Source organism: Streptomyces zhihengii (genome assembly GCF_016919245.1).
GTDB classification, from domain to species: domain Bacteria; phylum Actinomycetota; class Actinomycetes; order Streptomycetales; family Streptomycetaceae; genus Streptomyces; species Streptomyces zhihengii.
Genome location: NZ_JAFEJA010000004.1, coordinates 24,757 through 51,535, shown reverse-complemented (window position 1 = coordinate 51,535; position 26,779 = coordinate 24,757). Strand labels below are relative to the sequence as shown.

The following is a 26,779-nucleotide window of genomic DNA, read 5'->3' as shown; positions in this document are numbered from 1 at the left end:
CACCGTTCGTTGGCGAGTAAAGGCCCAGGCATGGCGATGCATCCCCGCTGACCACCCCCTTGCTCGCCCTCGGTTTAGGCGAACTGTCACGGGTCGGTGACTTCTGTCCACGTCTCCCCCACAAGTGCTCTAGCGTGTTCCGCCTGTACTGGGATCTCTGGGGGGAATCTGTGCGAACTCGCATCATCTCTGCCGTCCTGCTCTGTGCTGCCCTGGGTGGGGCTGTCGCGTGTCAGCCGACCGAGGCGGAGAAGCCGGCAGGCGGTAGCACCGCGTCGTCGGCCAAGGCTGAGTCCAGCCCCGACTCCGCGGAAGCCTCGGAGGAGGCAGCGGTGCCGAACTTCGTGGGCATGGGCTTGCAGTCGGCGCAGGACAAGGCGCAGGAGGTTGGCTTCTATGGGCTCGCCTCGCACGACGCTCTGGGCCGTGGCCGGGCGCAGGCCTTGGATCGGAACTGGAAGGTGTGCAGCCAGAACGTGGCTGCTGGGAGTAAGGCGTCGACGGACACGAAGCTCGACTTTGGCACGGTGAAGCTGGAGGAAGAGTGTCCTGCGACGGACGAGGCGCCGCCGTCGGCTGACGGTGGCAGCATGCCTGACTTCACGGGGAAGTCGGTGAAGGCGGCGCGTATGGCGCTCGACTCGGGCACGTCGGTCAGGGTCAGTGACGCTTCAGGGGATGACCGGATGGTGCTGGTGGAGTCGAACTGGCAGGTGTGCACGCAGGAGCCGGCTGCCGGGGCGGCTTTGAACGGTCAGCCCGTCATGTTGACGGCCGTGAAGTTCGAGGAGAGCTGCCCGTGATCCGGCGTGGAGGGCTCGTGCTTCGGTCGCGGTCACTGCCTTGCTTGTGGCGGCTCTGACCGGGTGCGGGGGCAGTGGCGGCGACAAGCCGGAGGAGTCGGCTGCGAAGGGCAAGGCGTCACCGTCCGCGTGCTACTCACCAACTGGATCCTCATCGGCCTCGGGGCGCTTGCCGCCCTGGCTGGCGTGCGTCGGCGTACTTGTCTATGCGCAGGGCTGCGTACTTATGAACGCGCAGAGCATGGAACCCTGTAAGGCCCGAGCGTCGTGGTCCGAGATGATGGCGCGGTGTCTCTTCGCTATTTCAATCAGACCGGCTGGACCGCGATCTTCAACGGCACCGACGCCGAGATCGGCCGCATGGTGCGTGTGGAGGGCTGGGATTAGGCAACCGGGACAGCGTTGGTCGTCGACCCCAAGCGCGGCGCCCTGCGTCCGGTGACGGACTACGAGGACTTCTCCCATTTGGAGCGGGCCGATCAGGTCGTGGCAGCGGTGCCTGGTGGAGGGTGGCGGGCGCACTGGAAGGACGAGGGACCAGGGGGAACGCCGCTGACAGAACAGGTGCTGGCCTTGCTCATCACCTCGTAGGGGCGGGCGACGGCCATCACGATCGATGCCCAGGGGCATGTCGAGGATGCCGATGGCGCCGATGCCTTCATCCCGCCGGGCGAGGATCCGGTGGCCTGATCGCAGCCGATCAGGCCACCGGATCCTCGCCCGATCGCCTGGAGACGGTTCTTCAGCCGGCAGCCGGGGCCGTTGATGGAGATCACTTCGCAGTGGTGGAGAAGTCGGTTGAGGATGGCGGTGGCGAGGGCCTCGTCGCTGAAAGCCGAGATTCAGGGAGCTGAGCAGCTCTGCCGCGAGCGTTCATGAGTCGTGACGGGCCAGCGCGACGGTGGTTGGGGTGCCGGGGGTGTTGGTTTCGGTTGGTAGGCTCCGCCCACTTGTGCGCGGTTGGTGGGGCCCCTCGAACGGGGCACCGGGAGCAGGGGTCGAAGCACTGCGCACTCGGGCGGCACATACTGCGCCTCGTGGTCGTTCAGGCGCTGTGAGGGCATGGGCGAGGACGTTGAAGAGGCCCGCCGCGTTCGACTCGTGGGGCGCGGTAGCTACAGATCGCATCCAGGGCGCCGTTGCCCAGGGAGACCGCGAGGAGCCGGGTCGTGGCGCGCAATTCGGTGGGCAGGTGAGTCACCCTCCCGCCTTGCTCCGGGCCGGGAGCGCGGTGCCGCCCCGCTTGACCGGAAGCGCCCCAGCGAGGCTCAGTCTCTGTGGAGCGCCTGGATCCGGTCCACCTGGCGGGCCCAGAAGCAATCCTTCTCGATCTTCGACGCGCTCAGCGGCAACAGTTGCAGATCCTTGGCCAGTTGGTAGAAGCCCGGGCCAGGGTCGTTGGCGTGCAGATACGTGACCAGCGCAGAGAGCATGAGAGGTGGCTTGGCGGGAGCACGTTCCTGGTCACGCTCGACGATCAGCCCCAACAGATGGCCCATGGCAGCTCGTTCGTCGGGCCGCCCGAAGTCGAAGGCGCGGCACCCGGTCCGCTCGACCAAGGCGGCGTTGAGCTCGGTGTACGTGGTGAGCCCGCGGAGCCTCGCGCGGTCCACCAGGAACTCCCGGCCCGCCTCCACCAGCAGATCCCACTCGTCATCCGCGCGCCCGAATCCCGGCATTCCGCCCCTTTAAGTCGATGTCCTTCCGTACGCGGGACCGTACAGGGGCAGGCGGGGCGCCCACCATCCCTCCAAGGGCCGGACAGTCCAAGCCGACAGTTGCCCCCCACACCGTCAGTGTTGCTGGATCCACCAGATGATCCATCCGGTCGCGCTGGCACCCAGGGCGCCAGCGGCGCCGCGGAGCATGCCGTAGCCCGCAATGCGGGCGAGGACGCGCACGCGCCCATGGCGCCGGTTGTCGCGGATCCGCCGCAGCCGCGCCTGACTCCTGGTTGTGAGAGATTGACGTTCGCCGTCGTCCTTCACGAACAGAACTGGCACCGGCTCTTCGTCGAGCCGGCGTTCCATGGCTGTACTCATGCTGCCTCCCGGAGAAGGAATGGGTGGTTTCACGGAGGCGGCCCCGCTGGCCGGGGCACGCCACATCACCGCGCGTCGCGGCTGACATCGGGCCAACCCGGGCCGTTGCGCGCGGCACAGCGCTGTTCTCCTGCAACTCTTGCGGGTCAGATGTCCGCAGGCACCGTGCTGTCATGCGGTTCACCGCGTACCACGAGTTCTCCGCCACCCGACGCCGTCGCAAGTGACGCTCTCCAGATACGTTCCTCCCACTCCGCAGGCCACACGGTAGAGGTGTTCCACCGGATGCCTTCGAGAGCGACGCCCGTCAGGTTGACCGAGCGGAGATCCGCTCCGCGGAAGTCGCTACTGGCCTCCTCGACAGATGTGACCGCCCGAGACAGAGCAACCGCCTCCCGATGCGCCAGGTCAAGGTCGTCTGCCAGATCCTGAGCCACCTCCAGAAAACCCAGCCACGACATCGACGCCTCGTCGAAGTAGGGCGTGACGTCGCTGTCAAACAGGTGCAGGACACGACGGACCTGCGCGACGAGCGGCTCAGTACACGACGTCAGGTACGCGTCCACCTCGTCCACATAGTCGAAGCCGCCCAGCGCCGAGGGACGCTGCGGCACCTGGGGCAGCGCAACCAGGCGCCGCATGCCGTAACCCCTCTGCTCGAGCCGCGCCAGATGCTCCTTCGGAACAGGCTGGTCGAACTCGAGGAACGCGATGACCTGCTGCACGGCGTCAGCCGCATCCCTCACCACATGGACCACGTTCAGCGGCATGTACCTGCGGGCCCGCTTCAGCGCCTCCTCCCGGTACTTCAGCCGGACCGCTGCCGCCCGGCACATCAGCCCTCCCGACGGCACCGCATTCCTGGACGCATCGTGCCCCGCCCGCCTCTGCGCGTTCCAGCTCGCGAGGCGCTCGCTCACCACCGCACCGGTCTGGCGATGCGCTGCCGCAAGCAGCCGCCCCAGAACCTGGTCAGGATCACGCAACACCGGAGGCCCGTCACTGCCCATGAGACCGTCCTGGACGGCGATCCCCAACTGCTGGTGCGCACGAGCCAACAGACACTCCAGACGGTCAACCGACCGATCGCTGCTCATCGCTCCCCCTCTTCATACCTTTCGTCCGGACCATCGAGCCCCAGCGCAGCCTTGAGCCCTGCCCGTGCCCGCGACAGGTTCTGACGAGCGGCTTCCGGCGAAATCCCCATAGCCACAGCGCACTCCTGCGCCGTGAAGCCGTCCAACGTCCACGCCATCACGGCCCGCTGCTTGGCCGGCAACTGCAGCAGAAGTTCGATCACACGCCGCTCCTCCGCCCCCATCTCGGCCGCGTTGGCGGGAGACTGCCAGTGCGAAGTCGGAACATCCGGAACATCCGCGCACGACTCCTCACGCACCTGCTGACGCAACCAGGAACGCCAGGCCACCGTGCGCAACCACGCCTTCGGATGCCGAATCGCCGCCCCCGGCCGGCACATCTGAGTGAACGCATCCTGAGCCGCATCCTGCGCCTCTGACCACGAGGCACCGTGAAGCAGAAGAAACCGAACCAGCCCCGGATACTCCCGCTCGTGCGTTCCTCTGCCAGACGCCGGCCCTGCACGCTCTCAGGAGCCGCCTGCTCCACCTGGTCGCTGACCCGCAATTCAGCCCCTGCAGCGTCCTCCATGACGGCTCACCCCGGCTTCCGTACCCCATACGAACCCGGAAGCACGCGACACTCCGCTACAGGCACGCGCGAAACGCCCACGGCCACGCTGCCGTGCCACCCCGCCTACCAACCGCTCTGGAGCGAATCGCAAGGAACAGCCCGCAACCCCCTCCAACACGATCGCCCCGCTCGCGATCACCACCGGATCCACCCCGTGTCCTCCTGACTGCTCATGGTCGGCGATGCAGCAAACGAACATCGCCCTCCCTAGTGCAGCCACACTCCGTGAACGTGACATCAGCCCCGGAAATATCTCGAAAACTTCTGCCTGCCCCCGAAACTGACGGCGTGTCGGCGGTAGCCAGCTGTAGGGCTCGTGCGGCCTCGGCCGCAGACGAAAGCCGCAGATTCGAGGCCGGGTCTTGCCTGGTCCCGCCTGCCCCATAGAGGCGAAGGCGCCCTTCAGAGTGCAGGCAGGCCCCGGCCCATGCCCGACTCGCCTCCGCCGAGAACCCGGTCTCCTGACGGCCCGAAGCTCACATCGGCAACCCTGCGGCCGCAGCCACCACCTCGGAACGCTGCCGCGCGCTTTCACGGCCCCGCATTCACCTGGCCGTACCGCCGCCTGCACCCGCTGATAGGTGCGAGCCCGGGCCATGCCCGGACCGCAAGCCGTCCCCGGCGTCGGCCACGAATGTGCGGTACGGCTCCGGCAGCACTATGCGGTGCTCGGCCTCGAAGGACCGCACCGCCTCCCAGCCGGCCGGGGCGCCGCCCCGGGACGCGAAGCGGGCAGGACGGCCGGCTCGGCCGGTCGCAGGTTTCCGTGTTCATGCCGATCACCAAGCAAGATTCGGATGAGGCGGCCTGAGCTTGTCGTCGCCCCCGTCTTTCCCCGCCGGTGCAGGGGTGCAGTAGTCCAGGACGTCCTGGTGCAACTCCGACGTCACCACCGGGCTATCGCCGTCAGCGGCATCGCCGATGGTGTCGGGCCTGCAGGAGCGGGACCGCAGCGTGCTGGGCACCGCACCCGTGTTGATGTGGCCAACCTGTGCCCGAAATCCGTCCTCCCGGCCTTCAGTGGTGGGGGAGCAAAAGCGGGCCAGTTATAGCGATCGTGTCATAACCGCAGGTCAGCGCAGTCTTGTCGGGCCGTTCAGGGGTTGACGGGGTGTCTTGCGAAAGCTTTACTCACGGAGCTTATGTAGATCTTGTGAACCAGGGGTGGGGATCGTGGGGTTCCGGCGGGGTCGAGCTGTGTCCGGCAGCGGACGGCGAAGAACACTGGCGCGGGCAGTAGTAGCGCCGCTGTTGGCAGGGATGGTGCTGCCCGGGACGGCGGTCTCCGCGGCCGCTTCACCGCAGGCACCGCCTGCCGCCCCGGCCATGGCTTCGGCCTCAGAGAGGGCTGCAGCGTCCGGGGATCCGGTCGAGGTGACGGGCGAGCGCACCGCCTACTCGACCACGATGGCCAACCCCCGATGGCACGTTCACCCTGACGCAGTCCGCTGCGCCACAGCGGGCGAAGGCTGAAGACGGCTCCTGGCAGGCGATCGATCCGACGCTGGAAAGACGCGGGGACGGGACCGTGGGCCCGAAGTCTGCCGTTGTCGACCTGGCCTTCTCCGGCGGCGGGGCGGCTGATCTGGTGCGCCTGGGCGTGGCCGGGGCGAGCATGACGCTGGACTGGCCGGCAGCGCTGCCTGCCCCGGTGATCGACGGGGCGACCGCCACCTACCGGGACGTGCTGGCGGGTGTCGACCTGAAGATGACGGCGACGGCCGAGGGGTACCGCGAGGTTCTGGTCGTGAAGTCCGCCGAGGCCGCGGCCAACCCTGCTCTGGAGCAGGTGCGGCTGTCCGTCTCGGCGAACAACCTGGAGATCGTTCCTGGCCCGGGCGGCGGCTTGCAGGCGCTGGACGAGCACGGCAACCCGGTCTTCAAGGGGCCGGCCGGCCAGATGTGGGACTCCGCCGGCGACGAACCCACCGGGGGCCAGCAACCTCAACTGCTACGCACCGGGACCACGGGCAAGGTCCCCGAGCCGGCCGTGCCCATGGAGCCCGCAACGGGCTCCGCCGAGAGCGGCGAGGAACCGGAGGACGACCTGGCGCACCCGGGGGAGGGCGATGCCAGCGCCATCCTGCCCGTCCAGGTCGACAGCGGCGCGGTGACGGTGCAGCCGGACCTGGGCCTGCTGCGTGGTGAGGACACCGTCTACCCGGTCTACATCGACCCGCCGGTGGGCCTCGGTACCTCCGAGCGCACCGTGATCTCTTCCGACGGGGACCGCTTCTGGGACTTCGACGGTGAGTACGGGGTCGGCAAGTGCGGGACCGCGGACGGCTACTACTGCGGCAACGGCTATGTGAACCGCATGCTGTTCGAATTCGCGCCCGCCAAGCTGTACGGCAAGTACGTCCTCGACGCCACGTTCCGCGCCCGTGAGATGTGGTCGTTCAACTGCACCCCGTACTGGCTCGATCTGGAGCGCACCGACAACATTTCCGAGTCGACCCGGTGGCCCGGCCCCAAGCAGCTCGACCAGATGGGCGACCGTCTGGTCTCCGCCGGCCGCGGTGACCTCTGCAGCCCGGACCAGCCCGACGCGTGGATCGAGTTCAACGACAACCCCGACGAGACGGACGAGAACCTCGCCTCGACTGTGCGGGCTTTCGCGGACGGCAAGATGTCGAGGATGACGTTCATGCTCCGGGCCAAGGACGAGAGCGAGCCGCGCGCCTGGAAGCGCTTCGACGACAACGCCGAACTCCAGGTCACCTACGTCCCCCGCCCCGGCACACCCACCGATGTCGGGCTGATCCCGGGTGACGGGACGACCATCTTGTGCAACAGGAGCGAGTCCAGCCCGCTGATCGTCACCCGTACCGACCCGAGGGTCATCGCCCGCGTGCAGACCCAGGTCCAGCCGGACCCCAAGGAGGAGAAGGGAAGCCTGCAGGCGGAGTTCGAGATCGAACGCAAGGACACCACCTGGGTGAAGACGATGTCCGACTACCGGCCCCGCCCGGGCTGGGACCCGGACGGCACCCTCGAGGGCATGCGCACCACGCCACTGTCGGACGGCAAGCTGTACCGCTACAAGGCACGCACCCAGTCGCACTGGGCCTACGCCGGCAAGGCCGGCGACATGTTCTCGTCCTACTCGCACTGGTGCTACTTCAAGATCGACTCGACGGCGCCGAAGGCCCCGCAGATCTCCACCGACGGCCCCTACCAGATATGTGTGGCAGACAACTGTCCCGCCGCAGGCGGGCCCGGTGTCGCAGGCGCGTTCACCTTCCTGCCCAGCACAGCTGACACGGACATCACCGGCTACCGCTACCGGCTGGCGACGTGGAACGCCCAGCAGACCAAGACCGTCACCGTCGGCGAGCCCGCGGCAGGCCAGGTGCGAGGCGAGTTCAACGCCACCGACATCGTCCCCTCCTTGGGCGGCACACAGACGCTTATCGTCGAAGCACGAGACGTACGCCAGCGCTGGGGCACACCAGCCGAATTCGTCTTCCGCGTAGGCGACGGCACGACGGAGACGGGACGGTGGCATTTCGACGACGACCCCGTTCCCGGCGCCACCACCCGCATCACGAAGGACACCGCCACCGAAGGCTCCGTACGCTACGACGCCACCCTCCACACCGACGGCGCAGGCTGGTCGACCCATGGCCGGCGCGGCGATACGGACCAGGCCCTGTGGCTCGACAGCACCAATCCGGCACTGCAGACCGGATACGCCGCCACCTCGGCACCCGCGGTCAACACCGGTGGATCGTTCACCGTTTCCGCCTGGGTCCACATGACCAGCGCACCGACGAACGCCGTCGTCCTCTCGCAGCCCGGCAGCAAGGCGTCCGCGTTCGCCCTGTACTACTCGACCTCCTACAAGGCGTGGGTGTTCAACCGGGCGGACAAGGACCAGGACGTACCGGTCCACGCCCGCTCCGTATCCGCGCAGCAGGACCCGCCGCTGCGGTCGTGGACGCACCTGGCGGGGGTGTTCGACACCAAGGGCGACGGAGACAAGACGAACGACACGATCCAGCTCTTCGTGAACGGACGCCCTCAACCCAAGACCGTCCTGTCCGCGGCGGCACCCTCCTATGAGCCGTGGACGGCCAGTGGCGGGCTGCAGTTCGGCCGCTTCGCCAAGGCCGGTGTCGGCGGCGAATACACGCACGGCCTGATCGACGAGGCCGCTGTGTGGCAGCGCATGCTGACCGAGCAGGAGATCGCCGCCGAAGCCCAGACACCGCTCGATGGAGCTCCGTCGAACGATCTCGTGGGAGCCTGGAGTGCCGCTGGTTCGACCGGCACCGTCATGCGGGAGACGTCCCCCTACTTCAAGCAGGGACTGCAGCTCTCCCCGACGGCGCGCTTCATCGAGGCCGAGGACGCCCTCGAACTCGACGGCACGGCCGCATACGCAGGAACCGCCGGCCCCCTCGTCGACGAGACGGGATCGTTCACCGTCTCCGCCCGCGTACGACTCAACGCCGATCTGCTCGCCGGCAAACCGGTCGGATACCAGGCGCAGGTCGCAGGCCAGCGCATCGGCACTGGCGAATCGTCCTGGGCACTGTGGGCCGTCAAGGTGGCTGATCCTGACATCTACCAGTGGAAGTTCACCCGGACCGCGGTGGATACCGCTGGCAAGATCGTTCAGCAAGCTGGTGTGGCAGAAATGGGTCAGGCTGTGGTGGGTGAGTGGGTGGATCTCACTGGTGTCTTCGATGCCCAGCAGCCGTGGATGTGGACCGATCCCGACGATCCGACCCGCTCGGAAACCCGTTACGGCGAGATCCGCCTCCATGTTGGCTTCGCTCAGGTGAGCGCGGGAGAGAACTCCGGCTTCACCAACGCACGGCACGGCAGCGGTGAGATGGCCATTGGCCGGGGAGCAACAGCCGGCTCGACCGCAGGTACGTATCTGCCAGGGGATCTGCAGCAGCTGCGTATGTGGGTCGGCGCCATGACCGAGGAGCAGGTCGCAAGCCAAGTCCTGCAGGCCGAAGTCCTCGCCACGCTCTGAGTCCTGGATCGGTCTCCCGCCACTCCGCCCGGAGAAGGCGGGAGACCGGCACCGCACCGCCCCCATCCAGCGCCTACGGCTTGTTGCCGACGGGCGCCGACCAGAGCCGACAGCCTTGACCGCTACGTCGGCCCGGCAAAGAAGCGGACACATGACCACCCATCACATACCGCGACGCGAATCCGGTGCACGCCGGTCCTCCAGTCCGCGGCCCCGGTACATCGCGACACTGACCGGTCTCGCGCTACTGCCCAGCCTGCTGGCTCCAGTGGCGTTCGCCGCAGACGTAACCCCCCTGGGCAAGCCACAGATCTCTCACAAGCCGGACAAGGTCGGGGCATTCACCCCCGAGTTGGACGCAAAGACCAGCGCCCTGCTCCAGAAGGCAGCCATGGCCGACCGCACAGCCATCACGCGGGCGGTTAAGGACCAGAGCCGAACCGTCACCTGGCCGACTAGCGGAACAGCGACCCTCACCCGAAGCGAGGGCACGAACAGCGCCACCGCGACCCCAGGCCGCTTGCCGCTGACCCTCACGGCCCCCGCATCGCGCCGCGTCAAGCCCTCCAAGACCGTCACCAGCATCACAGCACGCGTGCTCGACCAGAAGCAGACCAACCAGCTTGGCATCAGGGGCGTTGCCGTGGCTGTCACCGGGCCCACGACGGGTGGCACCGCACGCCTCAGCCTCGACTACTCCGCTTTCGCCTCCGCGTACGGCGGAAACTGGGCAGGCCGCCTGCAACTGCACAGGCTCCCTGCCTGTGCACTCACAAAGCCGACCAACGACTCATGCCGCACCGGCCCACTGCTGCCCTCGACCAACAAGCGCGAGGACACCACTCTCACCACTGACGTGTCCTTCGCCGCGCAAGCTGTGGTATCCCGTTCGCCGGGCATGCAGGCGACAGTCGGCCAGACCATGGTCCTCGCCCTGAGCGCCGGTACCAAGTCCGGTGGCGGCGATTACGCCGCCACCCCGCTGGCCCCCTCGTCGACATGGTCGTCCGGCGGCTCCTCCGGCACCTTCAGCTGGGCCCAGTCTCTGCGTCTTCCACCTGCCGCCGCCGGCCCTCAGCCGTCGCTGAGTATTTCCTACGACTCGGGCAGCGTCGACGGCCGCACCTCCACCACCAACAACCAGGGCAGCCAGATTGGTGAGGGCTTTGACCTCACCTCGTCCTACATCGAGCGCAAGTACGGCTCCTGCGAGGACGACGGCCACGACGAGAAGTTCGACCAGTGCTGGAAGTACGACAACGCTTCCCTCGTCCTTAACGGCAACGCCACAGAACTGGTCAAGGACGACACCACGGGGCAGTGGCGCCTGAAGAACGACGACGACTCCAAGGTCATCCACGGCACCGGCGCCGACAACGGGGATGACAACGGCGAATTCTGGACCCTCATCACCGGCGACGGCACCCGCTATACCTTCGGCCAGCACAAACTCCCCAACTGGCGTAAGGACAACCCCGACACAATCGCCGCCGACCCCGATCCCACCACCGACTCCACCTGGCTCGTACCCGTCTTCGGAGACGACTCCGGTGAGCCCGGCTACAACGAGGGCAGCACCTTCGACGACCGCGCCCTGAACCAAGCCTGGCGCTGGAACCTCGACTACGTCGTCGACACCCACGGCAACGCCATGGCCTACTACTACGGCAAAGAGGCCAACTACTACGCCCAAAGCGGTGCCGCCGACAACAGCGCCTATACCCGCGGCGGCTACCTCAAGCGCATCGAATACGGCCAGCGCTCCGACAGCCTGTTCTCCAAGCCTGCCGCGCAAAAGATCACACTCGTCTACAAGCAGCGCTGCGACGACGACGCCGACTGCACCGAATTGACCGAGGACACGCGCGACAACTGGCCCGACGTTCCCTATGACGCCGTCTGTGACTCAGCGACCGCTGACTGCGAGTTCAACATCAGCCCCGCCTTCTTCACCCGCTACCGCCTCAGCACCATCAACACCTACGCCTGGAACGCCGCAGCCGCCCCCGCCGCCTATGCACCAGTCGACACGTGGGCCCTCAAGCAGAGCTATCGCGACCCCGGTGACACCGGTGACAGCGGCGACCAGTCCCTGTGGCTGGACGAGATCCAGCAGACTGGCAAGCATGGGGCGCCCCTGTCCCTGGACCCAGTTCGCTTTACTCACGAGATGCTGCCCAACCGTGTCGACAGCTCCAGCGACGACATCCTGCCGCTCTACCGCCCGCGGCTGAAGCAGGTCACCACCGAGACCGGCGCTACCAGCATCGTCGACTACCTGCCTGCCGACTGCGCCGCCGGCCAGGCGAAGCCCAAACTGGACGAGAACACCAAGCGCTGCTACCCCGTCTACTGGTCTCCCAACGGGGAAGAAACCCCGATCCTGGACTGGTTCCAGAAGTACCCCGTCAGCAGCGTGCGCACCATCGATCTCCACGGCGGCTCCGACGCAGTCGTGCACACCTACCAGTACACGGACGGGGGCGCCTGGCACTACAACGAAGACCCCTTCACTCCCGAGGACGAGCGCACCTGGTCGACCTGGCGCGGCTACGAAAAGGTCACCCATCTCACCGGGCAGACGGGATACCCCGACCGACCGCAGCTGAAGACCGTCACCGTCTACCTGCGCGGCATGCACGGCGACCGCATCCTCGGCCCCGATGGCAAGACCCCCGACCCCACCAAGCGCAAGACCACCACAGTCACCGGCATCGCGGCCCCGGTCACCAACGACTACGAGCGCTACGCCGGCCAAACCCGCGAGACAGTCACCTACAATGGAACCACCGAGGTCGGCGGCATCGTCACCGACCTCTGGACCAAAAAGACCGCCGCTCAGCACCAGTCCTACGCCGACACCGAGGCGTACATGGTTCGCGACGCAGCAATCACCGCACGCACCACAGTCACCAGTAGCGGCACCCCCAAAACCCGCACGCGCACCATCAAGCACACCTATGACGACCACGGCATGGTGCAGACCACTGAGGACCGCGGCGACAACAGCACAATCGGCGACGAGAAATGCACCCGAAACTGGTACGCACGTAATACCGACGCCGACACTGACGCCGGCGCCCCCTATCTCACCGCCCTTGTCTCCCGCACCCGCACCGTCGCAGCCACCTGCTCCGTGCCAGACAGTGAACTCGATCTTCCGGCAGACGACGCCCGCCCCGGCGACGTTGTCTCCGACACCGCCACAGTTTTCGACGACGCTGCAGCCACGGCCTGGTCCGCCACCAACAAGCCCACCGTCGGCGAGGCCGTGTGGACCGGCCGAGCCAAGGCCTACAACACCTCCGATGCCCCCAGCTGGCAGAAACTGGGCAGCATCAACTACGACACCCTGGGCCGACCGCTGGTCGTCAAGGACACCAACAACCTCGTTACAGCCACCACCACATACAGCCCAGCCGCCGGCGGGCCACTGACAACCATGTCCGTGGCCAACGCCAAGGGCCACAAGAGCACCAGCAACCTGGACTTCGCCACCGGCAGCACCCTCAAAGTCACTGACACCAACAGCAAGATCTCCGAGTCCGAGTACGACAGCCTCGGCCGCATCACCAAGGTCTGGCTGCCCAACCGCCTCAAACTCTTCGGCGCCACACCGAACTACGCCTACAACTACAACGTCGTCAGTGCGGCCATGCCCTGGGTCGCCACCAGCAGCCTCAAGCCCGACGCATCCGGATACAACACCACCGTCGAGATCTACGACTCCCTGCTGCGTACCCGCCAGATCCAGGCCCCTTCACCGCAAGGCGGGCGCCTCATCGCGGTAACCGAGTACGACGACCGTGGACTGGCAGTCAGCGCCCATTCCGACATCTGGGACAACACCGCCGTACCTGACGGCGCAAAGCCGGCGGAAATCGACGGAGGCCAGGCACCCATCCAGACCGACACCGTCTACGACGGCGCCGGCCGCACGATCAAGAGCATCACCAAGACCCGGGGCACCCCCCGCTGGACAGTCGACACCGTCTACCGTGGCGACACGGTCACCACCAGTGCACCGGAAGGCGGTCAGGCGGTCGCGGTCGTCACCAACGCGCTGGGTCAGATAACCGAACGTCGCGAGTACAACGGCCCACAGCCCACCGGCAGCGACTACACGACCACCAAGTACACGCACACCGCGACTGGCCAGCCGAAGACGGTCACCGGGCCGGACCAGGCTGAATGGTCCTACACCTACGACCTCTTCGGCCGCAAGATCACCACCACCGACCCCGATTCCGGCACCTCCACGGTCGCCTATGACTCCCTGGACCGCGTGGCCTCCACAACTGACGCCCGCTCCACGACCCTCACTTACGCATACGACGAACTCGACCGCAAGACCGGCATGTGGCAGGGCCTCCAGACCGACGCCAACAAGCTCGCCGCCTGGACATTCGACACCCCAGCCCTCGGTCAGCCTGCCACCGCAGTTCGCTACGAAGGTGGCGTCAACCAGGCCGGCAGCAAGGCCTATATCCAGAAGAACACGAGTTACGACAACCTGTACAACATCACCGGCAGCCAGCTTCAGCTCCCTGCCACAGATCCCCTTGTTACCGCAGGCGTGACATCCACGCTCTCGTTCACCGCCAGCTACAACGCCGACGGCAGCCTCAAGTCCGAACGCCAGCCCGCAGTCGGCGGGCTGTCTGCCGAGACCATCGCTTACACCTCAAACGCGCTCGGCGGCCACACCAAGTCACAGGGCACCACGGGATACCTCCAGAGCGCAGCCTTCAGCCCGCAGGGCGACCTGACCCAGCACACTCTCGGCATCGACGGCACACCCTCGGCCGACCAGGCTTACGTCAACTACACCTACGAGGCCGGAACGCGCCGCCTGACCAGCGCATTTGTCACGGACGACGTCCACAGCTACATGCCGCAGGAACTCAACTTCACCCAGGACGACGCCGGCAACGTCACCTCCGTCTTCGACGCCACCACCCAGGGCGGCGCCAGCCAAGCCGACTACCAATGCTTCGCCTACGACGGCCACCGACGCCTCACCGAAGCCTGGACTCCCAAGACTGCAGACTGCAGCATCGCGGGCCGCACTAAAGCCAACCTCGGCGGAGCAGCACCCTATTGGACCTCCTACACCTACACAGTCGCAGGCCAAAGGGATACCGAGAAGCAGCACACAAGCACCGACACCACCGAGACCGACTACGCCTACGGCAGCCCCACCGGACAGCCACACACCCTCGCCAGCGCCACAGCCGGCACCGCAACCAAGACCTACACATACGACAAGACCGGCAACACCCTCACCCGCCCCGGTGCCCAGGCAACCCAGACCCTCACCTGGGACAGTGAAGGCAAGCTCGCAGCCACGTCCGAGCCGTCGGCCGCTGGTAAGCCCGCCAAGTCCACCACTTATCTGCACGACGCCGATGGCGAACTCCTCATCCGCCGCACCCCGTCCGGTGACGGCGACACGATTCTCTACCTCGGCAGCACTGAGGTGCGCCTTGCCCTCAAGGGCGGTACCAAGACTCTCAGCGGTACCCGGTACTACACGGCCAATGGTCAGCGCATCGCCGTTCGCACTGCCACCAGCGGGACGTCGGTAACTCAGCTCCAGTTCCTAGTGGCGGATCACCACGGCACCTCCAGCGTCGCCCTCGACGCCAGCACGTACGCGGTCACCAAGCGCTACACCAGTCCCTTCGGCGCTAACCGTGGGACCCCCACCGGCCAACAATGGCCGGACGACAAGGGGTTCTTGGGGAAGACTGAGGACAGCAGCACGGGCCTCGTACATATTGGTGCCCGGGCATATGACCTCACTGTTGGGCAATTCATCAGTGTCGACCCTGTTTTGATGCTTACGCAGCATCAGTCCCTCAACGGCTACGCCTATGCCAATAACAGCCCCGTCACGTTTGCCGACCCGACAGGAATGTGCATCGATCCTGGAAACGGGCGCTGCCAGCCTGACGACGGCGGGAAGAACAAGGGAAAGCAGGACCCGGCCTACCACATCAATTCGAGTGACGCAGACGGAGATGTCAACAATGATGTCTACGTTGAAGGTGCCTACACGACCTTTCAGACCGGCACCTATTTCCAGACCCTCAATGTACCGGGTGAAGTACCTGACGGTTTCGAAGAAGCCTTCGCGCGTACACTCGGCGCTGTCTACGACGACCCCCTGAAGGCGGGCTACGAAGACATTCAGTTGATGGCCCTAGCTGGCATGGCGGCCTGCTGGGAATACGTCGAGTGCAGTGCCGATCAGCGTGGTCACTTTGCGTTTACGCTATTTCTGACACCAAAGTTCTCCGAGGCTATGACCGGCTCCGACGCAAGCGGACTCGGTATGGGGCCGGTCGGCGGCGCTGCGGGGGCAGTAGCAGGGGCGGCAGGGGTTGGAGCTAAGGGCGGGGCATCGATAGTTCCTCGACCCGGCCCCCCTCGCACTCCGGATCATGTGCAGGATACGCTGAAGCACATCGATCAGCATGGTTACGCTCCACCCACCCATGGCTTGCCTTCGTGGCAGGGTAAGAAGCGACCGTACGCCAATGATGGCAGGGATGACACGAAGACCTTGCCGAGCAAGGATTCGACAGGCAGAGATATTAGATACCACGAGTTTGATGTGCACCCGTTTCGCGGTGAAAGTAGCAGAGGGACGGAAAGGCTCGTGACGGGTACCGACGGGTCGGCGTGGTACACGCACACCCATTACAAAACGTTCCAGCGGGTAAGGTGAAGTGACGATGCATGATTGGCTGTCGGTGCATTCCCCCTGGGTTCATCATGTTGAATCCGGTGCTGCTGGCATAGAAGCTTCAGTGCGGCTGGCATTTCGAGTGTTCGAGTTGGATGGCTCGCTGATGCAAAGTCCAGTCGAGGTTTTCTCGGAATTCTCCCGAAAGTTTTCCTTTCCGGATTATTTTGGGGAAAATTGGGCGGCCCTAGAGGATTGTCTCTACGACCTCAACTGGTTGCCAGCCGCTGATGGATATCTTCTCGTCGTCAGGGACTGGGGTATGGTGCTGAATAATTCACCGTCTGCGCTCCCTGTCCTGGTTAGAATTCTGGGTGATGCAGGCTACTCCTGGTCCCAGTATCCAGGTGGGGGAAAAGCTTTCAATTCTCTACTGGTCGCCTGACTCGGGAATTCAGCTACGCGTGGATCCTGCAGCAGGATCCACGCGTAGCACGCCCGCCGCTGGGCTCGATGGGGGCCGAGGACGCCCCACTACCCCGCCTACACCGGGAAGAGCCGACTCACTGATCATTTCGAGGTTCGGAGTCGTCCATGTCCAGCAGGCAGGCTCTGCGGAGTTCTGCGAGGAGGATGGCGTGCAGGCGGGGCCAAACGCCGGCCTCGGTCCAGTCACGCAGACGTCGCCAGCACGTCACCTCGCTGCAGCCGATCGTTTCGGTCGGCATGTCTGCCCAGGTCGCGCCGGTGTGCAGGACGTCACCCGGCCTCCGGCGGGGGCCAGCCGGCTGCGCACCGCCGGGAGTTCAGAGGGCTTGGACGAGGGCGATCGCGGTGGCGATGCTGGGGGCGGTGGGCAGGAAGCGCTCCGTTCCGGCAATGGTGATGCGGTCGCGCAGGACGGGTGGCAGGGTGCCGGCCAGGACGAGCCGGGTGCGAGTGCGGGTGGTGAGCAGTAGGCCGTGGAGGGTTTCGCCGGCGTAGGTGAGCTGGGTGACGTCGACGACGAGCCTGCGCCCGGTGTCCAACGCTGCGGTGAAGACGGCTTCCAGGACGTGACGGTGGGCGTGGTCGGCGTCGCCATAGAGGATGAGGACCTGGACGCCGCTTTCGGTGTAGGCGTCGAGGACGGGCTCCTGCGGGAGAGGAAAGCCGGCCAGGGCCATCGTGTCCTGCACTTTCGGGGCGGGCTGCTCGCACAGGCCGGGCGCCCGGGGCCTCCGCACGGGCAGGCCGGGGCCCCCGGGACGTGTCACGTCACCCGGGGAACGTCTGATGTGACACGCCGCCATCGTGGCGCGTGAGGCCACCGGCCGAGAGGCATTCGCAGAGGCCCACAGACGTGTTCACTCCCACGGTCCACCCGCGGCAGGGTCGGCGGTGCGTGGATCAGTGCAGGCGCAGCACGTCGACGGTGTCGCCGCTCACCGGGCGGGAGGCCACTTCGGCGATGAGTGAGGCTTTGATGGTCGTGTAGGGGCCGCCGTCCGGGAGGCGGCCAGCCGGTCCGGGGCCGGTCAGGTAGGTCGCCAGGGCCCGGGCCAGCGCTTCGGGGGAGCACCTGGGACAGGACGAGACTTCCGCCGGGGAGCTTCAGGACGAGCTGCCGTGGTTGATCCGCGGGCCCGGTGTAGCCCAGCACCACCGCATCCGTACCGTTCATCCCCACAGCGTGCCGCAACCTGGCCGCACCGGCCGCCCGCGGCTCGAACGCGCCGGTCCGGCAAGGGTGCTCCGGGATCGGCCAATGCGCCGCTGGGCACCGCCGCCTTGGCTGCGGGGGACCAGGCACCTGCGTACCCCAGCGACGAAGAAGCCCGTGGATACGCCGAGCCGGGTACGGCGCAGGCCGCGGAGGCGCTTACCGCCCGCTGCGCAGGGTGGTGTGGGGGAGACGCCGTAGACGTTGCGGTAGCCGGCGGCGAAGCGGCCGGCGTGGGCGAAGCCCCAGCGTGCTGCCACCGCGCTCACGCTCGCGCTGTGCGGGGGCCCCTATGTGTTTGGTCAAGGTGGTGGGTGTCGGGCGGGGGCCGTCTGGCACTCTGCCTGACATGAGTGATGAGGCGCGTGTGCAGGAATCAGCTGATGAGGGCATGCGTCCGTGCGTCTTCTGTAATCACCCTGTCGCGATCGACTGTCTCGATGAGTGGGACTGCCCTGTGTGCGGCGTGCGCGATGAGGATCAGCCAGAGGTGGCGGGCCGGGATTCGTAGAAGGTTCCGTCGCGGAGCATCGCGAACAGGACGTCGGCCCGGCGTCTGGCCAGGCAGAGCAGGGCCTGGGTGTGGTGTTTTCCCTGGGCGATCTTCTTGTCGTAGTAGGCCCTGGATGCCGGGTCGGCAAGGGCGGCGAACGCGGAGAGAAGTCACGCGGCCTGGAGGGCCGGTGTGGTCATGACGGTCTCGTATTCGATGGGGGTCAGCCGGCCGAGTGCGGCTTGGCAGCGGCGTCGATGTCCGCCCGGCGCATCCACTTCCACAACGTCATCGGATGGACCGCGAAGTCGGTGGCTACCTGCTCGACCGTCACACCCGGACCGCGGTTCCGCGCGACGTCCTGGCGGAACTCTTCCGGATAAGGCTTCGGCACAGCAACATCCTTCCCACCTGCCCCACAGGGCAAGCCAGTTCAGATGTCACCCGATCGTGCGGCAGACCCGTTGAAACCCGCGACAGCGCGCGTGCCAGTTCTCTTTACCGTCGCCTCACCTTGCAGCGCCCCGCTGACCGGACGCCACATGTTCTGGTCCAGGTATACGACGAGGCGACGCTCGAGTTGGTCACCGCGGTCACGAGCAGGCAGTGCAAAGGCGATGTCATCGCCCTTGCACGTGACGGCAAGCAAGCCGCCGAGAGTAGGCGAGTAGTGCAGCCGCGAGAGGAGGCTGGTGCTCTCAAAAGGTGACTGGCCCCATCAGCTGCCGAGCTTCCTTGCCGTCAGACCGAGTCAGCACCACGGATGACGTCTCTCTGTCGAGGGTCATCATCACGACGAAGGATTCGGACTTCTTACTCAAGGCACCATCTTGCAGGCACAACACCTCGGCGTCCAAGGACGAATCCAGGCGCCGGCGCCCGCGAGATCACAGCATCCTGGCGATCTTTGAGCGTTGACTAGGGATACAGTGAGCTTTTTCAGCGTTGCCTCTCCAGGGTGAGGACTGCCTTGGCGATGACGGTCTTGCGGTTCTGGCTGATGCGGGCTCTGCGGAAGATCTGCCAGGACTTCAGCCGTGCCATGCCGCGTTCGACGGGTGCCCACGCCGCGGCCAGGGCCCGTTTGACGGTGCGCTGGGTGAGGGTGAGCTCACCCCCCGGTGGCCGTTTGAGTCCGGTGGTGACCCAGGAGCAGGCTCCCTGGTAGGCGCGGTCGGCGAGGATCGGAACGCCCTGGCGCTCCAGATCCGGATGATGCGAAGGGTACGGGCCGCAGGTGTTGGCTCGGATGGCGGCTGCCCGGTCTCGTTGGGGCGTACTGGGCGGTGTGTCCGGGCGGTTCGCGGACCGCCGAGGATCCTCAGCTCCGCGGTGACGGGGTATGGATGTGCGGTTTGGTGCAGCACCAGTTCCGGTCGGGTAAACGGCCCGAAAGCGCCGCACCGCGACACCATTGCCCTACAGATGAAACGCCGGGATTACGCCATCGCCGGATCTGTACCCGGGGCGGTTTGAGCCAACAGTTCCTGTTGTCCCGTCAGGCGCCTGAGCTGCTTCTAGTCTGCCCAGAGCGCAGCATGTCGGGAGCGGATATGGCGGACAAGACAGCGGTCATGCAGGAGTCATGGCCAAAGGTCCTCGAAGCGGTCAAGAGGCGTCGGCGCTTCACGTGGATCCTGCTGAACCAGAACGCGAACGTGCTCTCCTACGACGGGGTCATGCTGACACTGAGGTGGATCAACCAGAACGGGATGGACCACTTCGTCGACTCAGGCTCTCTCAGCGTGCTCCAGGAAGGGCTCGAAGAGATCCTCGGCCGCCCAACGGCCATCGAGTCGGTAGTCGGGGACAGGCCTGGTTCACTCACCCGTCTGACATCGGCAGGTCCGGCGCTGCAGGTTCAGGTATCCGTGCCCGTTACAGCTCCCGAACCGTCCACACAGGCGGCCGAGCAGGCAACAAGCATCTTGCACCGTGTTCTGGGGCAGACAGCGTTTCTCATGTACGAGCAGGGTCATGGCCAAGGCGCCGCCCTGCTGGCTGACGTTGAGCGAGTGGAACTCGCCCCAGGCAACCAGGTCGGGGGCGGCCAGGACGCTGTCTTCATCACTCCGCCCTATCTCGTGCACCGGTTTACCGCCGAAGTCATCGCCGCCATCCGGCCGGTCCTTACCCACGTGGCGGGACGCTACGGGCTGGAGATCAGTGGTGTCAGTGCCGCGCCTGCTCTTCCCGAGGTCGGTGATGACTGGCGGCAGGTCCTGCAAGCAAGACTTGCCAGCGCGGCAGAAAAGGCGTCCGGGGCGCCGGCTGCAGAGGAATCCTCCCCTCTGGGACATGAAGACCTTGTCGAGGACAGGCCATCAGGATGTACCCGATACGCCAAGACCACCCGCCGCAGATGCTGCCGCCCGGCCGCTGAATGGCCGGCCTACGATGACCTGCCTTCCCCAGTAGCTGCCTGCTTCAGCCATCTCACACCGAAGGAGCGGGAAGCCTGTCAGCAGGCGCGCGACCGCTCCCGCCAGGAATTCAACGCCCGCTGGAAAGCAGAACTCGCTGAGCGTGCAGTCCAGGGGGATAAGCCGGAACCCCGGCCGTTGGTGCAGCGGCCGTGTACCGGCCGGTGCACGTCCCAGGAGATCGCCTGGGGACGCGACTCCGACGGGGCTTCGGTGTCGTGTGCCCACTGCGACGACTGGGTGTGCGTGGGCTGCGGACGAGCGCGGGTCGAAAGCATGCTGGATTTCTGCGCCGACTGCTTGCGAGGCGACGCCCTGTTCGATCTTGAATCCGAGCCAGACCAGCACGACGACGATGAGGTCGCTACCGACCCCCACCCACACGCCCGTTTGACAGCCTTGGTCAACGACCTGGTCCATGCGACAGGATCCACGTACCGCGAAGTGAACGCCGGCCTCAACCGCCGCATCGGACTGCGCAGCAGGGCTGGTGCCGGCGAGCAAGTCATCCGCCGCGCTGCCCGCGCCGCTCGCGCCTGGCTCGACGAACTGGACGCTTCCGGCTGACCAGGTCAACCAGAGCACCGACCACCGCAGTGGACGTCTGCCTGGGGATGGGATGGACGCGGGCAAACCGCCCGGGGCCGCCGAGAGGAAGGCCCGGGTCGCCTTGCGCAGCCGGTTCCACCCGATGCGAAAGCGCAGAGGGCAACCCGGAGCGGATCTTGCCGGGCGTGGCGTACCTCGCGCGCCCTCACCGTCGCTCCCGGCCCGTGCTCGCCCGTCCGGACCCGCCCTCCGGTGAAACCCCCCAGGGCATCTGAAGGAGCATCAAAAACTTTCAAGAATGGGCAGTTCACTTCCTCGCGGCTCCTTCGAATGGGTTAAAGGAGTGGGTTAAATACTTGGGTAATGGCTGCTAGGGTTCGGGGTGGAGGTAGACGTATGGCATCCGAGGAAGAGCTGTTCGCGAGCGTCGACGCGTTGCTGGCGGAGGAGCCGCAGCTTCCGCCCCCGGCGGAGCGCGCTCGGCTGCGTGAGGCCGCTGGCATCACCCAGGCCCGGCTCGCGGCCGCGTTGAAGTCGACGGTGCAGACGGTGAAGAACTATGAGAACGGCCGCTCCGAGCCCAAGGAGCCGCGTCTGTCGGCGTATCAGCGGCTGCTGAAGGGCTGGGCGGTGAAGTATCCCGCCGACGGAGCTCCCGCCGCGCCCCCCGCGTCCGTGCCTGCCGCGGCGTCCGCTCCTGTCGCTGCCCCTGCTTCGGTTCCGGGCGTCGTGCCGGAGTCCGTGGTGCCTGCGACGTTCGCCGGCGTGCCCACCGTTGAGCAGGACGAGGCGGAGCCCGATATTGGTGTTGCGGTAAGGTCGGCGCCCGAGCGGCCTGCCCGTCCGGCTGGACGCCCGGCGATGTCGTCCCGGCGCCCGGCAGCGAAGAAGGCCGCCGCGCCTGCTGTGGATCCGCGTTTCCCTCACGGCCCGCTGGCCGTTCTGGACGGTGACGGTTCCGCGTACGGTGTCGACGGGATCGTGCTGGAGTGCTCGGCGACTACCGTGCCGGAGCTGGTGGAGTGGACCCTCTCCGAGTCCCGGCTCGGTGCTGCGAAGCTGAACCGGTACGGCAAGGACTCGGATCCGCTGATCGTGCTCACCGCGGCCGCCGCTGTGAAGCTGGGGCTGCCGGAGCGGCTGGAGGGTCACGAGCAGCGCCGCTCGCTGCGTCTGCCGGAGGGCCACCCGGTGGTCAAGCAGGTCGCGAAGGCGAAGTGGCAGCTGACCCGGCGGGGGTTCGGGCCGTGGGCCAGGGTCTACCGCACGGCGCAGGGCCGTGAGAGGCAGTGCGTGCAGTTGGCGGTCCTGTCGTGGGATGCGCTCGATGAGCGGTCCTGGCCCGGCGTCAGCGATATGGAGCCGGCTGACATCGCCCGCGTCCTGGGCGTGTACGCCCAGCGGGTCATCACTCCGCGCGGGTCCACGGCCGTCTCGGGTCTGGAGCTGATGACGGCCATGCGGCCGCCGACGAAGCCGGAGCGCGATGCGGAGACCGGGAACTGGGTCTCCGGCCACAACGCGGGCTCGCTGGGCACCGAGCCGATGGACCCGGCGCCGCCGGAGGCCACCCCGGAACACCCCGTCGTCGTGAACTCCGGCTGGACCGGCGGGTTCCTCAACGAGGAGGCGTACCAGTGGGTGCGCTCGGTGGACACGCTCTCGGGTGAGGAGTGCGCCCTGCCGTGGGCGGTCGGCCTCGACCTGAACACGGCGTTCCTCGCCGCCGCGGCCCGCCTGACCGTCGGCCTGTCCGCCCCGGACCACTTCGTGGGCCCGGCGTTCAGCCCGAAGATCCCCGGGAGCTGGCTGGTCGACCTGTCCCACATCGAGCTGGACCCGCGCCTGCCCTCGCCGTTCACTCCGGACGGCTCCCGGCCGACGGGACCTGCCTGGTACCAGACCCACACCCTCGCCTACGCCCAGGAACTCGGGCACGACGTGCACCCGATCGAGGCGTACCTGCGCCGGGAGACCGGCGCCTACCTCGACCCGTGGCACGACCGGCTCAAGACGGCGTACGTCGACGCTCTCGCCGATCTCGGGGTCACCCGGGATCTGTCCGACACCGAGTTCCTGGCGGCGATGGAGCAGCACAAGGAGCGGGACCCGGGCTTGGCCGCCGTCCTCGCGGCGATCAAGGCCACGGTCAAGGGTGGTGTCGGCAAGCTTCGCGAGCGCCCCCAGGGCAGGCACTACAAGCAGGGCGAGCCGTGGCCGGCTCTCGCCCGGCCGACGTGGCGCCCCGACATCCGGGCCGCCGTCATCAGCAAGGCCCGGGTCAACATGCACCGCAAGCTCCGCAACATGGCGGACATGACCGGCCTGTACCCGCTGGCCGTACTGTCCGACTGCGTCGTCTACCCGAGCCCCGGCAGCAGCCCGCTGGACTTCCTCCCCTACGCCGCCTCGGGCAAGCCGCAGCCCGGCGCCTTCCGCCTCGGGCCCACCCCGGGCCTGGCGAAGCTGGAAGGCGTCCAGCAGATGACATGGGCGGTCGACCTCATGGAGAAGGGCCTCAACCCGGCCCGCCACATCAAGGGCGGCGACGCCGTCCTGGACGACGGGGAGTAGACAGTGGGGGAGATCGCCGACGCGATCGAGCGGGCCGACCGCGAAGCGTTCACCAAGGACCCGCCCAAGACGCTCAAAGCCCAGATCCGATTCCTCATCAAGCAGTTCGGCAGCGCGAAAGCGGTCGCCGAGGTGCTCGGAGTCACCGCCGACTCCGTCAACCGCTACCGGCGCGGCGCCCGGCACGCCCGCCCGGACGTCGCCGCGAAGATCGACGATGTGGTGAAGGCGCGGTGGCAGCCGCTGGTGCGCAAACGCCGGCAGCGCCAGGCCGCCGCCACCGGCGGGATCACCGTGGAAACCAGAGCCCGCTTCGGCTACACCGCACCCGTCGGCACCACCGACGACGGACGCTTCCGCCGCCTCACCGTCCACCTGCCCCCCGAGTACGCACAGCGCCTCTTCGACGCCCGCAACGCCGGTTCCGGCGACCAGGAGATGCGCCACATCATCGCCGAAGGATTCAAGGAAGTGTATTTCCAGGACGGCGGCACCCGCGCCGGGGGACTGGCAGACGTGGAAATCAACGACATCGACTACCTCGATCTGGACTACTGACCAGGAGCGAAAAACATGACCGCTGATTTTCCGCCCAGCGACCGCGACAAGAGCCCACAGGCCGACGCCGACCCCGTCCGAATTGCCGACGCGCTGCGCCGCAGCCCGCACTTCAGGTCCGCGGACGCCGCCCCCGACGGCGACACGGTGCGGTTCACCACCGACGCCGGCATCAACTACACGCTGACCCTCAAGCCGGCGGAGCCGACCGACGACGACCTGCTGCCCGAGCCGGTGCTCACCGAGGCCATCGCCGCGGCGATCCTCAACCACCCCGGCTTCGTCACCGCCGACGCCTCGCCGCGCGAGGACACCATCACCATCCAGTCCCGCAACCAGGTCCGCCACCTCCTGGTCCTCGACGTCGACCACGGCAACGCCGTCGCCCCGGAAGACCTGTCCACCCCGGCCTTCGACCTCGCCCTCGCCGCCGACAAGCTGCTCGCCAGCGAACCGAGCGACTCCGAGCGCGCCACGGCCGAACTCCTCAACTACATCGCGGCCACCTGGGACAAGCAGGACCTGCCGCTGCGCGAGCACGCCCAGGCCCTCGCCCGCACCCTGCGCACCCAATAGCAGGAGGGTCCGCCCACGCCCCCATCCACGGCCCCCCGGCGGGCGTGGGTGCGGGGAGCAGGGCGGCGCCTTCCTCGAGGTGGCCCCCCGACCACCGGCTCCCTGTACAGCGCCGGCGACTGCTCCTCGCACCCGCGGGGATGGTCCCCAGCGCTTGGAAGCGCAGCCGGGCCATGGTGTGGCCGAGGTGCATGATGACCAGCCCGGTGCGGCCGGTTCGTGTGGTGGCGTAGTTGCCGCAGTCGTAGGTGATGTCAGCCTGCTTTGCGGGCATCGGCCTCCTCCTTTTTCGCGTACGGGTTGGCTCCGGTGGGGGAGACGCGCCAGTACGTCACTCGCGCCGCCCGGTAGGTCTGGTGGGTGGGGTGCTTGCCGGTGTGCTCCAGGGCCCAGTCCTCGGCGGCCTCGCGGCTGGCGGCGGGGACTTCGGTGCGTTCGCCGCAGGTGCCGCACTGCACGGCGCACTGCGGGTCCTGCGGGATGCCGGGGGTGGTGTCGGCGCCGAGGTGCCATGCGGCGTGCCGGAGGATCGATCTGGTCATACGGCCACCCGCCCGATCGCGGGGGCGAGGTCGCGCTGCTCGCGGCAGGGGTCGCAGGCGTACAGGGGGAGCGGCGGGCCGGACTGGCGTTCCTGGTGGCGGACGAACTGGGCGGTGCCGGACGGGCCGCCGTGCCAGTGGCACCAGCGTCCGTCCGTACCCGCATCGGCAGCCCCCGAGGGGCGGGTGTAGGCGTCCATGACCAGCACGTTAGGAACACTCCACGGCAGGAGGACAGCAGATTCTGCGGGGTTCTACGAGGACATTCCGGGGCGCAGCCGAGCGAGGGCCTGCCCGATCACCTGTCGTGCCGCCGCCCCGTACACGCACTGGTCCGCGAGCTCGGCGAACGCTCCGGCGTACTGCGTGATCTCGTGCGCCTGCGTGATCGTCAGATAGCCGGAGATGAGTTCAACGTTGACCTGCGTCGTGTCGTAGATCCAGAACCCTTCGACCGGCATACGGCTCCGGCCAGGGCCTGCCGGGACAATGCCGACAGACAGGTTCGGTCGGGACGCGACGGCGGCCAGGTGCTCAAGCTGGCCGGCCAGGACGTCCCGGTCGCCGATGCTGGACAGCAGGACGGACTCCTCCAGCAGGAACGCGAACGTCTTCCCCGGATCCAGCAGCACCTGTTGACGCTCGATGCGCGCTGCCACCGCGGCCTCGACGTCATCGACAGCGACTCGGCGCCGCTGTACCGCCCGCAGCACGGCTTCGGTGTAGGCCCGGGTCTGGAGCAGGCCAGGGACGAGCCACGAGGAGTACGAGCGGAAGCGGCTGGTGCGCTCGAAGAGAGGCAGGACGGCTGCCTGCGCCTGGTGAAGACCGGCGCGCTCCATACGCCGCCACTCGACGAACATGCCCTCGACGGCGCGGAGCGAGGCGACCAGGTCGTCCGCGTGCTCGGGCACACCGCACGCAAGGCACCATGCCCTCACGTCTTCTGCGGACGGAGCCGTACGGGCGTGCTCGATGCGGCTGACCTTCGAGGGGTACCAGCCGAGGTGCTCGGCGAGTTGCTTACCGGACAGGCCGGCGTCCCGACGGACATCGCAGAGACGGTCTGCCAGGACGCGGCGTGCGGCCTGGACGCTGGAGGAGGGGGAGGTGGCCATGGTCCGTT

18 protein-coding genes and 4 pseudogenes are annotated in these 26,779 nt (G+C 67.1%); 8 read left to right on the top strand and 14 right to left on the bottom strand.

The genetic code is table 11. From position 1 onward, the window contains the following. Positions 1–170: 170 nt before the first annotated feature. A complete protein-coding gene (locus JE024_RS40665; protein WP_205379022.1) occupies positions 171–803 on the top strand; it encodes a hypothetical protein in 633 nt (210 codons plus the stop codon). A gap of 716 nt (positions 804–1,519) precedes the next feature. Here the strand turns inward: JE024_RS40665 and JE024_RS41860 are convergent. The 5 genes and pseudogenes from JE024_RS41860 to JE024_RS41855 all read right to left on the bottom strand — a co-directional run. Further along, positions 1,520–1,636, bottom strand: a pseudogene (locus tag JE024_RS41860) (ATP-binding protein); the annotation flags it as partial. A 435-nt stretch (positions 1,637–2,071) separates the two neighbouring features. Beyond that, positions 2,072–2,482, bottom strand: coding sequence for a hypothetical protein (locus JE024_RS40655; RefSeq protein WP_205379010.1), 411 nt, complete (start codon positions 2,480–2,482; stop codon positions 2,072–2,074). 114 nt (positions 2,483–2,596) lie between these two features. Continuing rightward, positions 2,597–2,845, bottom strand: a complete 249-nt coding sequence (locus tag JE024_RS40650) for a hypothetical protein (RefSeq protein ID WP_205379009.1) — start codon at positions 2,843–2,845, stop codon at positions 2,597–2,599. Positions 2,846–2,991: 146 nt separating this feature from the next. After that, on the bottom strand, positions 2,992–3,942 hold the full coding sequence (locus JE024_RS40645) for a hypothetical protein (RefSeq protein WP_205379008.1): 951 nt from the start codon (positions 3,940–3,942) through the stop codon (positions 2,992–2,994). Beyond that, positions 3,939–4,145: an RNA polymerase sigma factor gene (locus JE024_RS41855; RefSeq protein ID WP_244883807.1), complete on the bottom strand. Its 207-nt coding sequence runs from the start codon at positions 4,143–4,145 to the stop codon at positions 3,939–3,941. The genes JE024_RS40645 and JE024_RS41855 overlap by 4 nt, the downstream gene beginning before the upstream one ends. A gap of 1,938 nt (positions 4,146–6,083) precedes the next feature. Here JE024_RS41855 and JE024_RS40635 point away from each other — a divergent pair. The 3 genes from JE024_RS40635 (at position 6,084) to JE024_RS40625 (ending at position 16,681) form a co-directional block, all read left to right on the top strand. After that, positions 6,084–9,545 carry a laminin G domain-containing protein gene (locus tag JE024_RS40635; RefSeq protein WP_244883805.1) on the top strand — a complete coding sequence of 1,154 codons (3,462 nt, stop codon included), beginning with the start codon at positions 6,084–6,086 and terminating at the stop codon, positions 9,543–9,545. Between the two features lie 151 nt (positions 9,546–9,696). Beyond that, complete coding sequence (locus JE024_RS40630; RefSeq protein WP_205379007.1) at positions 9,697–16,278, top strand: RHS repeat-associated core domain-containing protein; 6,582 nt, start codon at positions 9,697–9,699, stop codon at positions 16,276–16,278. A 7-nt stretch (positions 16,279–16,285) separates the two neighbouring features. After that, positions 16,286–16,681, top strand: a complete 396-nt coding sequence (locus tag JE024_RS40625) for a barstar family protein (RefSeq protein ID WP_205379006.1) — start codon at positions 16,286–16,288, stop codon at positions 16,679–16,681. 145 nt (positions 16,682–16,826) lie between these two features. Here the strand turns inward: JE024_RS40625 and JE024_RS40620 are convergent. From JE024_RS40620 to JE024_RS40595, 6 genes and pseudogenes are all read right to left on the bottom strand, one after another. Then, positions 16,827–17,015, bottom strand: a pseudogene (locus JE024_RS40620) (transposase); the annotation flags it as partial. A gap of 27 nt (positions 17,016–17,042) precedes the next feature. After that, positions 17,043–17,414: an STAS domain-containing protein gene (locus JE024_RS40615; RefSeq protein WP_205379005.1), complete on the bottom strand. Its 372-nt coding sequence runs from the start codon at positions 17,412–17,414 to the stop codon at positions 17,043–17,045. A 1,004-nt stretch (positions 17,415–18,418) separates the two neighbouring features. Next, positions 18,419–18,598: pseudogene (locus JE024_RS40610) on the bottom strand (IS110 family transposase); the annotation flags it as partial. A gap of 56 nt (positions 18,599–18,654) precedes the next feature. Beyond that, positions 18,655–18,825: a transposase gene (locus tag JE024_RS40605; RefSeq protein ID WP_205379004.1), complete on the bottom strand. Its 171-nt coding sequence runs from the start codon at positions 18,823–18,825 to the stop codon at positions 18,655–18,657. A gap of 304 nt (positions 18,826–19,129) precedes the next feature. Continuing rightward, positions 19,130–19,288, bottom strand: coding sequence for a hypothetical protein (locus JE024_RS40600; RefSeq protein ID WP_205379003.1), 159 nt, complete (start codon positions 19,286–19,288; stop codon positions 19,130–19,132). An 82-nt stretch (positions 19,289–19,370) separates the two neighbouring features. Next, positions 19,371–19,704 (bottom strand): annotated as a pseudogene (locus JE024_RS40595) (transposase family protein); the annotation flags it as partial. A 280-nt stretch (positions 19,705–19,984) separates the two neighbouring features. Here JE024_RS40595 and JE024_RS40590 point away from each other — a divergent pair. The 4 genes from JE024_RS40590 to JE024_RS40575 all read left to right on the top strand — a co-directional run bounded on the left by JE024_RS40590 (position 19,985) and on the right by JE024_RS40575 (position 25,111). Then, entirely contained in the window at positions 19,985–21,421 is a 1,437-nt protein-coding gene (locus JE024_RS40590; RefSeq protein ID WP_205379002.1) for a hypothetical protein, read from the top strand. A 378-nt stretch (positions 21,422–21,799) separates the two neighbouring features. Continuing rightward, positions 21,800–23,977, top strand: a complete 2,178-nt coding sequence (tap, locus tag JE024_RS40585; RefSeq protein ID WP_205379001.1) for a telomere-associated protein Tap — start codon at positions 21,800–21,802, stop codon at positions 23,975–23,977. 3 nt (positions 23,978–23,980) lie between these two features. Continuing rightward, positions 23,981–24,535: a telomere-protecting terminal protein Tpg gene (gene tpg, locus JE024_RS40580; protein WP_205379000.1), complete on the top strand. Its 555-nt coding sequence runs from the start codon at positions 23,981–23,983 to the stop codon at positions 24,533–24,535. Between the two features lie 15 nt (positions 24,536–24,550). Then, positions 24,551–25,111: a hypothetical protein gene (locus JE024_RS40575; protein WP_205378999.1), complete on the top strand. Its 561-nt coding sequence runs from the start codon at positions 24,551–24,553 to the stop codon at positions 25,109–25,111. A gap of 254 nt (positions 25,112–25,365) precedes the next feature. On the opposite strand, the gene JE024_RS40570 is transcribed toward JE024_RS40575, so the two are convergent. Genes JE024_RS40570 through JE024_RS40560 form a run of 3 tightly spaced genes read right to left on the bottom strand, consistent with a single transcriptional unit; the run spans position 25,366 to position 26,771 of the window. Beyond that, complete coding sequence (locus JE024_RS40570) at positions 25,366–25,653, bottom strand: DUF7848 domain-containing protein (RefSeq protein ID WP_205378998.1); 288 nt, start codon at positions 25,651–25,653, stop codon at positions 25,366–25,368. Next, on the bottom strand, positions 25,650–25,853 hold the full coding sequence (locus JE024_RS40565) for a hypothetical protein (RefSeq protein ID WP_205378997.1): 204 nt from the start codon (positions 25,851–25,853) through the stop codon (positions 25,650–25,652). The genes JE024_RS40570 and JE024_RS40565 overlap by 4 nt, the downstream gene beginning before the upstream one ends. Positions 25,854–25,907: 54 nt before the next feature. After that, positions 25,908–26,771 (bottom strand): helix-turn-helix domain-containing protein, encoded by an 864-nt coding sequence (locus JE024_RS40560; RefSeq protein WP_205378996.1) that lies wholly within the window; start codon positions 26,769–26,771, stop codon positions 25,908–25,910. Positions 26,772–26,779 lie beyond the last annotated feature (8 nt).